The following is a 12,490-nucleotide window of genomic DNA, read 5'->3' as shown; positions in this document are numbered from 1 at the left end:
CTAAGAAATGCTAGTGAGAATATAAAATTGATAATTAATAGTGGCATTATTTGAATAATGGATTAGAATGAACGTTGTTATCCTCTTCAGTTTTTTTTGTTGTTAATTTATTGATATTAAAGATGAAAAATGTTTTATTTTAGTTAGAAACATTTTTTCCCTCCTTATCTTAGATCTGTTTATAAATACATGGTTTATAGCTCAGTGATATTATTTTAAATAATATTTTCATTCTTTATATTTTTTATTTTATCAATATATATAAAATCCAGAATGGTGTTTAATAGTGCATATTGTTGTTTTTATAAGATAAGTGACCGCTCACTGGTGTTTTTATTATCAAATATGAGAGGTTTTTGTTGTTTTGGTTTTGAAGTATGTTGTTGTTTTTATGGGCGTTTAACTATAGATATATAAATTGGATTAATGAATGAAAAATATCGTAAATTTCATATTTGTAAAATAAGCGGTGTTTTAATGGTATACAAGTGATTTTTTTGTCATGATAAAATTAACAATACCATTTATTTTGCATAGTTTGATAAAAAATCAAATTTAAAACATGCAAATGTATACATAAATATGAAGCAAGGAACCAATATGCCTAATTTTACGATAAGTAAAAATAACATTATCTCAGGTTTTCAATGGTTCTTTTTTATCTTTTGTAATACGGTTGTTATTCCTCCGACGTTACAGTCCGCTTTTCATTTATCACCACAAACTACATTTGTTATTACCCAATATGCTTTCTTATTAACAGCTCTGGCTTGTTTATTGCAAGCATTCTTAGGGCACAAGCGCTCAGTAATGGAAGGGCCGACAGGGTTGTGGTGGGCAACAATTTTGACTGTCACATTATCAGAATCGATGCAAGGAACTTCTCTTGGCACTATCGGCTGGAGTTTAGCTATTGGTATTTTCTTGTCTGGGGTCGTGACTATTCTTATTGGTTTGAGTGGATTGGGCGGTTGGTTGGCGAGTTTGTTTAAACCGGGTGTTTTAGTCGTATTCATGTTTTTGCTTGGCGCCCAGTTAGTAACTATTTTCTTAAAAGGAATGCTAGGACTACCATTTGGTGTTGGCAGTGAAAATATTACAGTCAATTACCCTGTCTTCTTTTTAGCGCTTGCAATACTGATATTTGTCATCGGGATGATCATTTATTTACCTATGAGTATCAGTAAATATGCATTATTGATTGGAACAATTACCGGATGGCTTGCTTATAGTGGGTTATTTGGTAGCACAATATCATCAGTTTCATCAGGGGAATGGGTGCTATTTCCATTAGGTCGCTCCGATGAAGTCAATATGAGTATTGTATTGACGGCTATTTTGGCGGGGATATTAAACACATCCAATACGTTTGGAGCGATGCGAGGAACTGATGTGTTTTACCCCAATTCATTGCCGACGAAGTCTCTATATCGACGCAGTTTTATGATGTCAGGGTTCGTCACAATATTAGCCGCGCCAATAGGGGTGGTGCCTTTTTCACCGTTTGTTTCATCCATTGGCTTAATTACTCAAACAAAAGATAGTTCACGTATCTCTTTTAGTATTGGTAGCCTTATTTTCTTATGTGTGGGGGGCGTTGCGGTATTAACTCAATTTTTTCGCTCTTTACCGTTAGCCATTGGTAGTGCAGTCATGTTGGCGACTTATCTGCCCCTGTTATTTTCTTCATTTTCATTTCTGGCAGATATGAAGCTGAATGCACGTAATATTTATCGTCTCGCATTACCTATTTTTATTGGTATCTTCTTGATGTCAGCACCTGCTGCGGTATTAAATTCTTTGCCAACAATGTTTAGTTCTTTATTGGGCAATGGGTTACTCATGGGTATTATATTGGCACTTATTTTAGAAAATACGATCAAGTGGGATAACATTGCTTAATATTTTGATAAAAAAAGCAAAGATGAAGAAAAATCTTTGCTAGAAAAGAAATAAAAAGGGATATGGTTTCATTTGGGCGTTTATTTTTTAGTATAAACCCAATTTTTTATATCAATAGGCTTAGTGATGATTTTGTTATCAATCAAAAATTGTTGAGTTTGCTTTAACTTACTGATGTCATTATCAGTAATATTAACGGAATAGCGTTTAGAAAAACTATCTATACTATGAAAATCATGTATTTTTTTAATGATTTCAACATTAGTATCGCTTTCTTTAGCAAGTAAAATTTCTGCCTGATCGGGATTGTTTTGCGCATATTTACTTGCTTTTAATAAAGCAATACTCATTGCTTTAATTACATTCTCATTTTGATTTATGAATGCTTCTCTCCCTACGATAACAGAAATACCTGAGAGTTCAGGTTCAGTACGGGTTGAATAAAGTGTTGTAATCGTTGGGGATTTATTTTCCAAACGGGCGGTACTTTGCTCAGTCCATACCATCGCATCAATTGCTCCGTTTAATAATGCGGATTCAGCATCATTTGTCATTTGAATAATATTGAAGTCAGATAATTTATACCCTTGTTGTTCAATAAATAGCGTGAAATACCGTTGCATATACGTTCCTCGTGGTAATGCAACTTTCTTGCCTTTAAGGTCAGCTAATGAGTGAATATTGCTATCTTTTCTTACTGCGATATTGGCATTGATGGAAGAATCCTCTGACATGATTAATTTTAAGGGTACACCTCTCGATGTGGCTATAATTCCTGGAAAATCAGCATAAACAGCAATATCAATGGCATTTGTCGCTAGGCCTTCATTGACGGCAGGCCCTGCTCCTGCAAAACCAGAAATGGAATATTGGTAATCAACTTTTTGTAGCTCTTCTTCAAGATATCCTAGCTGTTTTGCTAAACCGAGCAAACCACTTAAACGACCATTATTATCTGCTGTACCAATACGAACAATTTTTTCATTATTTTTACTGTCAGGTAGACTTTCATCCCCACAACCAACTAAAATGAACGAAATTAATACTATAATAGGAAATTTGATATAATTTAATAATACCATGATATGTTCCTTCTAGATTTCATATTCACTTGCAAAAAGTTCTGCAGAATTATCAAAAAATTCTTGAAGAATAATTCTTTTATAATATGCAAAATCAGAACTGCCTCGATTTCGTGGATAAGGAAGATTAATATCAATTATTTTTTTTTATGTTTCCAGGGCGGGATGACATTATAATTACTCGATTTCCCAAATATATTGCTTCTTCAATATCATGAGTAACTAAAATCATCGTCAGTTGCTTTTCTTGTTTGATAGATAAAATCTCTCGTTGCATCTCAATTTTGGTTAAAGCATCAAGTGCACCAAGCGGTTCATCCAATAACAATAGTTCAGGTTGGGTGATTATGGTACGGGCAATTGCTGCACGTTGTGCCATTCCTCCTGAGAGTTGTTTGGGATAAGCATTAGCAAACTCAGTCAAATTTACGAGTTTTAAATAATTTTCAACTAGAATTTTCTTCGTTTTTTTATCTATATGGTCTAATCCGAAAGCGATATTATCGGCAATTGTTAACCAAGGTAGAAGCCTATTTTCTTGAAAAATCATTCCTCTTTCTATATTTGGTTTGGTTATCTCTTTATTTTTAAATAGTACACTTCCACTATTGAATTGGTTTAAGCCTGCAATTATGCGTAGTAAAGTACTTTTCCCACAACCACTATGGCCAACGATAGCAACAAATTCACCTTGTTGAACTTGAAGGTTAATATCTTCTAAAACAGGAAGTAATTTATTATTGATAGTAAAGTTTTTAAATCCATTTTTGATTGACAGCATATCTATCTCCTTTCTCTTCTTAACCATGGCAGAAGGTAATAAGATATAATTAATAAAATTTTATCTAATAATAAACCGACTATACCGATAACAAGAATACCCACTATAACGACTGGGGAATCTAGCATAATCCGGGCATCATTGATGCGATAGCCAATACCCGAGTTAGCTGCGATCATTTCTGCTGCAACAACTGTTGCCCAAGATAACCCCATTGCAAGCCTTAAACCTGTAAATAGGTTGGGAAGTAGTGATGGAATATAAATTTTTCGTAATTTTTGCCAGATATTGAATTGATAAAGATTACCTAATTCAATATAAGTCATAGGTGTCGTTTGTATTCCATTGATAGTACTTAGTAAGATAGGGAAAAAGGCACTTTTTATAATAAGAATAATTTTAGTTACTTCACCAATCCCAAACCATAAAATCAATAATGGTATCCATGCTAGTGGAGGAATTTGACGTATAGCATTTAATGTTAGGTTGAAAATTTGGTTTGTTCGTAGCGACAATGCCATGATAATACCAAGAAAAAAAGCAAAAATAGCAGCGATAAAAAAGGCTATTAATACTCGGGATAAACTAATTGATAAATCTTGCCATAATTGCCCAGAATATAGCTGGAAATTCAAAGAATGCCATGCTTGTGGAATAGATGGAAAAATAACAGGAGAAACACCTCCAACTGTTGTTGTAATATACCAAGTTGTAAAAATAATAACTGGAAGTAGAAGCAAGAAAAAACTGTTTTTCAACATGATATATAAGCCTCAACTTATTTTGTCGAAATATTGATTGAGGAAACTCACATATGTTGTTGTATCCTGTAATCCAACGAGTTTATCCACTAATTTCCCATTATTTGAAACTGCAATAATAGGTATGCTTCTAAGTGAATACTTTTGAAGGATTTCAACAGAATTATCTACAGAGAGATAATTGATTTTATTGATTGAGTAACGTTTTACTAATGAAGGTAATAACTCACTCAATACTTTACATTTATTGCACCAACTAGTACCGAAGAATATCAAATTATTTTTATTTTCATTAATAATTGAGTCGAATGTTTTACTATCTATTTCATATATGTTATCGGAAAAGAAAAAGGTATCAGATTTTTTAGAGGGATGATTATCTCTAGTTCGAGCAATACATAAGATATCATCATCTGAAACTTTATGTTTTATTATTCCTTCGATATACACTCCTGTAATTGTATCTTTAGGAGCTGCATTTGGTAATCGGAATTGAGAGACATCCATAGGTGCTATGCTATTTTCTTCAGGTATATCTAATTGAGGGATCCAATCATAAGGGATTCTATAAGCACGATAGATCATATTATTGCGTTTTTTTCCTTCTCGCCAGTAAGGCGAGACATATTCCCACACAATCTCATGTTCAGCTGTTATTTCAATCAATCGCCCATTTGAGCCTTCGGTAATTAAAGTATTACCATTTGGTAGACGCTGAGCGCTACTTACATATGGGCTATAGAATCGACTTGAATCCATGGGAGCGGCAAAGCCTAGTTTTTCTGCATCATGTTGCCAAATAATTTCGAGAGTAACTGGGTTTATTTCTAATAATCGAGAACTATCTCGCCATGCATTTTTTAAGCCATATACAGATGAAGGGTTTGGTGCTCCATAACCTGCCCAGCCTCCATTATCAAAAATTAACAGATTTCCTGCTCCTGGAAGGCCATGAGGTATAATATGAGCATGATGAGGTCCGATAATCCAACCAAGATGATGAACTTGTTTGTCGTTATAATCGGGCCCTAATTGCCAAACTATTTTTCCAGTTTTTCGGCTCGTTATTCCGATTATATTTGCTTCTCTAGAATCCCAAATAATATTATCAGGATGAAAACGTTCGTCTCCATGATCATAATGTAGATTTGGTCCTATACGAGACATGGTATTAATATGTAGATAATCTCCCATGCCTCCACCAGCACTACGCATATTTGGGTTACGATATAAAACATTTCTAGCTTCTTCGCTGAAATTTAATTCTGAAAAGTGATCGCTAAATGCCCATTGCCAGATAATATTACCTTGCCAATCTACTTCGATAAAAATATCATCAAGTAGCCATTTATCTGATATTTCAGGTTTGTAAATATTCTTATGGCATAGTATTAGAGTATTTCCGCTATGGGTTTGTGATGTTAATGTAGGAGAGTAATAACCAACTGGGTTTCCATCACGTTGAAAATCATGATGTTGTCTTGCCATCCATATTATTTCTTGATTGGGATCTTGTATTCTTTCTAATTTATTGAATGACCATATAATGTTACCATCCCAATCAAATTGAACTAAATCAACTTGATCTTGAACACCATATTTAGGTGATCGCAAACCATGACTACCAAATAAATATCCACCAGGTAAAATTTTATTAGGAAAACCATCAACTCCTTGCCATAAATGCACTTCTCGACCATTCATATCAATTAATAGCGCACCTTTTCCAGGTGCGTTAAAAAGGGTATAACCACTAAATGTTTTTTCTTTATTGAAAATAGTAGTTCCTGAAGGATAAATACTTGGGTGTCCCATATTAAATATTCCTATAGTAAATTTTTTCTATGTGGAATAATGGTATAAAGGTAATGGGTTTTGAAATATCTTTTATTATGGTGTTATAACTTAATAGAACAATAAAGTAATGTTCTATTAAGTTTTTATATTTATAATGTTACGTAATAAGAATATAATACGTAATTAATACAAAAAGTTAAAAATATGATTGATTTTTTCCTAGTGATGGCAATAAGTATTGCTCATATTTTATGATTAGTAGCACAGTATGAATGATATTAAACTATATATGAATTCATTTACTGATCGTTACTTGCGGGCTAACATCGCGTTAGCCCGCAAGATTTAACGGCCTAAATAGCTATCCCAATCTTTCCAAACGGGCTGTAAACCGGCTTGCACAAGGGCATGTGCGACTTGAGCGGCACTGCGGTTATCATTTGGGGAAAACTGTTCTAACTCTTCTTTGGTATCTGCATATCCACCCGGCTGGGTTTTTGAGCCGGCACTGACGTTGTTAATTGCCAATGGTACCACGTGATCACGGAAATAAGGTGATTCACGGGTTGAGAGGGAAAGCTCAACATTCGGGGCTAATAAGCGAAAAGCACAAATTAATTGCACTAATTCTGCCTCACTCATCAGTGATGCCGGTTCAACGCCACCCGCACAAGGGCGCAAGCGAGGAAAAGAGATAGAATAACGACTTTGCCAGTAGTATTGTTGTAAGTACAACAAATGTTCTGCAACCATATAGCAATCGGTACGCCAACTGTTTGATAAACCAATTAACGCGCCAAGGCCGATTTTATCTATACCTGCTTCTCCTAAACGCTCTGGAGTGGCTAGGCGCCAGTGAAAATCCTGCTTTTTGCCTTTGAGATGATGTAGCTGATAGGTGGGCTCATGGTAGGTTTCTTGATAGACCATCACACCGTCTAACCCCAACGTTTTCAACTCCTTATATTCATCTGTGCTTAGTGGCTGCACTTCCATCATTAACGAACTGAAATAAGGGCGAATGATGGGGAGTGTGTGGCGGAAGTAGTCCATACCCACTTTACTTTGGTGCTCCCCTGTAACCAGCAATAAGCTATCAAAACCAATTTTGCGAATGGTTTCGCACTCATTAATGATTTCGTCGTCATTTAGGGTTTTACGTTTGATTTTATTACTCATCGAAAAACCGCAATAAGTACAATCATTTGCGCATAAGTTCGATAAATAAAGTGGCACGTAAAATCCAACGGCATGGCCAAAGCGCTGGCGGGTGAGTTTCTGAGCCTTTTGTGCCATTAGTTCAATATAGGGACGGGCAGCAGGGGAAAGCAGTGCCATAAAATCATCGAGTGTGAGTATGTCTGCCGCCAAAGCGTGTTCCACATCGACAGCGGTTTTACTGTTTATCCGCAGTGTCGTATCGTCCCAATCCAGCGCTTGTAAGCGTTCTTGGAAACTTGGGATCATGATAAGGCCCCTAAGAAACTGGTTAACGGACTGGATGCTTGCGCCTGTTGCTTCGGTGCAGCTAACCCACTTTGATAGGCCAATTCAGCTGCTTCGACAGCCAATTTAAACGCTTTTGCCATAAGTACAGGTTGCTTCGCTACCGCGATTGCAGTATTAACTAAAACGGCATCCGCCCCCATTTCAATCGCTTCTGCCGCATGGCTTGGAGCACCGATTCCCGCATCGACGACGACTGGCACAGAAGCTTGTTCAATAATGATACGAAGCATTTCTTTAGTTGCTAAGCCTTTGTTTGTGCCAATCGGTGCGCCTAATGGCATAACAGCAGCACAGCCAACCTCTTCTAAACGACGGCATAACACCGGGTCTGCGCTGCAATAAGGCAATACAACAAATCCCTCTTTAACGAGCTGCTCTGCGGCGAGTAATGTCTCAATGGGATCCGGTAGTAAATAACGCATATCTGGATGAATTTCGAGTTTGACCCAATGAGTACCGAGGGCTTCTCGAGCTAGGCGCGCAGCAAACACCGCCTCTTGGGCATTTTTCGCCCCTGACGTATTCGGTAATAGTTTCACACCCAGTTCTTGCAGAGGTTGTAGAATGCCATCATCTTGCCCACGTAAATCAATACGTTTCATTGCCATTGTCACTAATTGGCTGCCTGAGGCCGCAATGGCGTCTTGCATTAGGTTGGCGCTGGCAAATTTACCTGTTCCAGTAAACAGGCGCGAGTGAAAAGTTAAATCTGCGATCTTTAACATCATTAGCCCCCTGCGATAGCTTGAAATAACAAGATATTGTCTTGATCATTAATGAGATGTGAATCCCACTGACTTTTAGGAATGATCACTTGGTTGATAGCAAGTGCGGTTCCCACTATAGGGCGGTTGAGAGTGGAAAATAATTGATTAACCGTCAGTGGGGCGTCGAATTCCATGGGTTGGTCGTTAATTATGATATGCATGTTTCTTCCCGACAGATTGGACATTGCAATGATGGCGTTAATTGCAATGTATTCCATTGTTGCTGCTTACCATCGAATAAACGCAGTTTACCGCTCAGTGAAGAGGGAAGGCCGACGAGTAATTTGATGGCTTCCAGTGATTGTAAAGTCCCGATCACCCCGACGACGGGGCCAAGTACACCAGCCGTTCGGCAATTGCGCTCGGGTTCATTTTGGTCGGGGTATAAGCAGGCGTAGCAACCCGTACTAAATGGCGGCTCTAACACCATTAATTGGCCACCAAACCCAACCGCACTACCGCTAACTAAGGGGGTATTGGTCATGACACAAGCGGCATTGACCGCGTGACGGGTGGCCATGTTATCGCAGCAATCAAGGACTAAATCGACTTGTTCAGCTAAGGGAATTAACGTCTCAACATCCAACTTCTGTGCGACAACATGGGTTTTTACCAACGGATTGAGTTGATGCAATCTATCTGCGGCAAGCTGTGCTTTAGATTGGGAAATGTTGTCTGTATCGTAAAGAACTTGTCGTTGTAAATTAGAAACATGTAAATCATCGTGGTCAGCTAACCACAATTCGCCGACACCAGCACCAGTTAAATAAAGGGAAGCGGGTGAGCCTAAACCCCCTAAGCCGACAATGAGGACTTTGCTATTTTTCAGTTTTTGTTGCCCCTCGGGGCTGATGTCTTCAAGTAATAGCTGGCGGCTGTAACGCATGAATTCTTGGTCACTTAACATGATTGAATTCCTCAAATCATCACTAACCCTGTTTTTATGATGATAAAACAGGGCTAATTTTGTGATTAAAAATCGACTAGTTGGCGTAATTTTGCTCAATTAAATTCAGCAAGGTTTCTGTTGCAGCGCGCCAATCATCGGCTTTGGTGATCGCACTGACCAGCGCGACGCTGCCCACTCCAGTTGCTAGCACTGCGGGGACTTTATCAATGGAAATCCCACCAATGGCGACCGTTGGGTAATCAGGCGTTGCTTCCACCATGGCTTTAAGTGTTTCCAAGCCCTGAGGTGAAGATGGCATCTCTTTGGTTTGTGTTGGAAAGATATGCCCCATCGCAATGTAAGAAGGACGCACAGATTTTGCGATAGCCAGTTCATGCTCATCATGCGTTGATATTCCTAACCGTAGCCCAGCTTGGTGTATTGCCAGTAAGTCGGTCGTTTCTAAATCTTCTTGGCCCAAATGTACGCCATAAGCACCGAATTCAACCGCTAAGCGCCAGTAGTCATTGATAAATAACCGCGCGTTATGCTTTTTACCCAAAGCGATGGCTTTTTGAATATCATCACGCACATCGGCATCTGCTTTGTCTTTGATGCGCAATTGGATTGTGGAAACACCTGCATTAAGCAGGCGTTCAATCCATTCAACGGAATCAACGACAGGGTAAAGCCCAAGGCGTTGTTCGGTCTCTGGAAAGGGTGACGTTGGCGTGATAATAGCGTTAGGCGATTTTTTCATTATCAGTGACCTCTGTATTCACAATCTCTGCGCCATGGTACAGTTCGCTGCCGTGAGCACGAAAGGCCTCTGACATCTGTTCCATACCCGCTTCTTTTTGGGCCGCGTAATCACGGACTTCTTGGGAAATCTTCATCGAACAGAATTTCGGTCCGCACATTGAGCAGAAATGGGCAATTTTTCCAGAAGCTTGTGGCAAGGTTTCATCGTGATATTTGCGGGCAGTTTCAGGGTCTAATGCCAAGTTAAATTGGTCTTCCCAACGGAATTCAAAACGTGCCTTGGACATGGCATTATCACGAATTTGCGCACCTGGATGGCCTTTGGCAAGGTCAGCGGCGTGGGCTGCGATCTTATAAGTGATTAGCCCTTGTTTAACATCGTCTTTGTTTGGTAAACCCAAATGCTCTTTCGGGGTGACGTAGCACAGCATTGCACAACCAAACCAGCCGATCATGGCCGCACCAATCCCAGAGGTAAAATGATCATAACCCGGTGCGATATCCGTCGTTAGAGGACCTAAGGTATAGAATGGCGCTTCGTGGCAGTGCTCCAACTCTTCCGTCATATTACGGCGGATCATCTGCATTGGCACGTGACCAGGGCCTTCGATCATCACTTGAACATCATATTCCCACGCAATTTTGGTTAACTCACCAAGGGTATGTAATTCGGCAAATTGTGCTTCATCGTTGGCGTCTTGGATTGAACCTGGGCGCAGGCCATCCCCTAATGATAAGGAAACGTCGTAAGCGGCACAAATTTCACAAATTTCGCGGAAGTTTTCATATAAAAAGTTTTCTTGGTGATGAGATAAACACCATTTTGCCATGATAGAGCCACCACGAGAAACAATCCCCGTTAGGCGTTTGGCGGTCATTGGCACATAGCGTAGCAATACGCCAGCATGGATAGTGAAGTAATCGACCCCTTGCTCGGCTTGTTCTAATAATGTGTCACGGAACATTTCCCATGTGAGATTTTCGGCGACACCGTTCACTTTTTCGAGTGCTTGGTAGATAGGTACTGTACCAATCGGCACAGGGCTATTACGTAAAATCCATTCGCGAGTTTCGTGAATATAACGGCCAGTGGATAAATCCATGACCGTATCTGCGCCCCAACGCGTCGACCAAATCAGTTTTTCCACTTCCTCTTCAATGGAGGAAGTGACCGAGGAGTTACCAATGTTGGCATTCACTTTAACCAAGAAATTACGGCCAATGATCATCGGTTCTGATTCGGGATGGTTAATATTAGCAGGGATGATGGCGCGGCCGGCTGCCACTTCTTGGCGAACAAATTCAGGGGTAATATTTTCCGGTAAATTTGCGCCAAAGCTTTGGCCTGGGTGTTGTTGTAATAAAACTTCGCCACGAATGCGTTCACGCCCCATATTTTCACGGATGGCAATAAACTCCATTTCAGGGGTTACGATACCTTTTCGTGCATAGTGTAATTGGGTAACACATTTGTTAGGTTGGGCTTTTAATGGGTGGGGGCGGTTGTTAAAGCGCAGATGGTCAAGGCCTGCATCAGCAAGACGTTGTTGGGTAAAATCGGAGCTTAAATTTTCGACAGGTACGGTATCAGCACGTTCACTTATCCATGGCGCACGAATTTTTTTAAGGCCTTTATGGACATTTAATTCAGAAACTGGGTCGCCGTAAGGGCCAGATGTATCATAGATAGGAACAGGTTCGTTATCTTCAAATTGTGGGTTGTCTTTATCGCCCCCGATCAAGGTTTGAGAGAGTTGGATTTCTCGCATCGGGACTTGGATATCGTCTCTAGAACCTTGTAAATAAATGCGCTGTGAATTAGGAAACGAAACGCCAGAAACGGTATTAATAAAATTTTCAGCGGCATCACGTTGAGCTTTACGGGTGCGAGCGGGTGCAGCTTGTGGCGATAAATCAGCAGTAGGGATGATATTTTGTTCTGTATTATTGGACATAGCAATTTCCTGACATTGTCACGGCTATCACAGTTTAGTGTGTAGCGGGTTTATCGAAAGAAAGTTGCTTGTCAGGAGTTCGGAGGAGTAATAAAAAGGCTTGCGCTGAATTTTTCACCAAATCTAATGGGGTGAAATGACGCTGAGTGATTACTCTTGTTCCCTTCGCGGGTATTAACCCGATCAGGTTCCGCGGATCCCGAATTAACGGTCTCAGCCTGATGCATTGCATGCTAGGCACTCCGACAAGAGGTTTCAGTATAAGCTTTCCTCGTTATTCTTCAA

Annotated in this window: 11 protein-coding genes and 1 riboswitch; of the genes, 1 reads left to right on the top strand and 10 read right to left on the bottom strand. The window is 39.4% G+C overall.

What is annotated here, in order from left to right; translation table 11 throughout:
- Positions 1 to 600: 600 nt before the first annotated feature.
- Positions 601 to 1,902, top strand: coding sequence for a uracil/xanthine transporter (locus PSF42_RS19245; RefSeq protein WP_272680511.1), 1,302 nt, complete (start codon positions 601 to 603; stop codon positions 1,900 to 1,902).
- An 80-nt stretch (positions 1,903 to 1,982) separates the two neighbouring features.
- On the opposite strand, the gene PSF42_RS19240 is transcribed toward PSF42_RS19245, so the two are convergent.
- The 10 genes from PSF42_RS19240 to thiC form a co-directional block, all read right to left on the bottom strand.
- Complete coding sequence (locus tag PSF42_RS19240) at positions 1,983 to 2,984, bottom strand: ABC transporter substrate-binding protein (protein WP_125895097.1); 1,002 nt, start codon at positions 2,982 to 2,984, stop codon at positions 1,983 to 1,985.
- Positions 2,985 to 3,117: 133 nt separating this feature from the next.
- Positions 3,118 to 3,765, bottom strand: coding sequence for an ABC transporter ATP-binding protein (locus PSF42_RS19235; protein WP_272680510.1), 648 nt, complete (start codon positions 3,763 to 3,765; stop codon positions 3,118 to 3,120).
- A 2-nt stretch (positions 3,766 to 3,767) separates the two neighbouring features.
- Entirely contained in the window at positions 3,768 to 4,526 is a 759-nt protein-coding gene (locus PSF42_RS19230) for an ABC transporter permease (RefSeq protein WP_125895101.1), read from the bottom strand.
- Between the two features lie 12 nt (positions 4,527 to 4,538).
- Positions 4,539 to 6,341 carry an arylsulfotransferase family protein gene (locus tag PSF42_RS19225; RefSeq protein WP_125895103.1) on the bottom strand — a complete coding sequence of 601 codons (1,803 nt, stop codon included), beginning with the start codon at positions 6,339 to 6,341 and terminating at the stop codon, positions 4,539 to 4,541.
- 327 nt (positions 6,342 to 6,668) lie between these two features.
- Complete coding sequence (gene thiH / locus PSF42_RS19220; protein ID WP_272680509.1) at positions 6,669 to 7,790, bottom strand: 2-iminoacetate synthase ThiH; 1,122 nt, start codon at positions 7,788 to 7,790, stop codon at positions 6,669 to 6,671.
- Positions 7,787 to 8,557, bottom strand: coding sequence for a thiazole synthase (locus PSF42_RS19215; protein WP_272680513.1), 771 nt, complete (start codon positions 8,555 to 8,557; stop codon positions 7,787 to 7,789). The genes thiH and PSF42_RS19215 overlap by 4 nt, the downstream gene beginning before the upstream one ends.
- A gap of 2 nt (positions 8,558 to 8,559) precedes the next feature.
- The gene (gene thiS, locus PSF42_RS19210) at positions 8,560 to 8,760 is read right to left on the bottom strand and encodes a sulfur carrier protein ThiS (protein ID WP_004264499.1); all 201 of its coding nucleotides are present in this window, start codon (positions 8,758 to 8,760) and stop codon (positions 8,560 to 8,562) included.
- Entirely contained in the window at positions 8,748 to 9,506 is a 759-nt protein-coding gene (locus PSF42_RS19205) for a HesA/MoeB/ThiF family protein (protein WP_125895107.1), read from the bottom strand. Before PSF42_RS19205 ends, thiS begins: the two co-directional genes overlap by 13 nt.
- Positions 9,507 to 9,582: 76 nt before the next feature.
- Positions 9,583 to 10,248, bottom strand: coding sequence for a thiamine phosphate synthase (thiE, locus tag PSF42_RS19200; protein WP_272680508.1), 666 nt, complete (start codon positions 10,246 to 10,248; stop codon positions 9,583 to 9,585).
- Positions 10,232 to 12,205: a phosphomethylpyrimidine synthase ThiC gene (gene thiC, locus PSF42_RS19195; RefSeq protein WP_213914526.1), complete on the bottom strand. Its 1,974-nt coding sequence runs from the start codon at positions 12,203 to 12,205 to the stop codon at positions 10,232 to 10,234. Before thiC ends, thiE begins: the two co-directional genes overlap by 17 nt.
- A gap of 143 nt (positions 12,206 to 12,348) precedes the next feature.
- Positions 12,349 to 12,460: riboswitch (TPP riboswitch) on the bottom strand.
- Positions 12,461 to 12,490 lie beyond the last annotated feature (30 nt).

Source organism: Providencia sp. PROV032 (assembly GCF_028484875.1).
Lineage (GTDB): Bacteria > Pseudomonadota > Gammaproteobacteria > Enterobacterales > Enterobacteriaceae > Providencia > Providencia rettgeri_E.
Note: the sequence above shows the minus strand (reverse complement) of the source record. Positions and strands in the feature narration are given on the sequence as shown.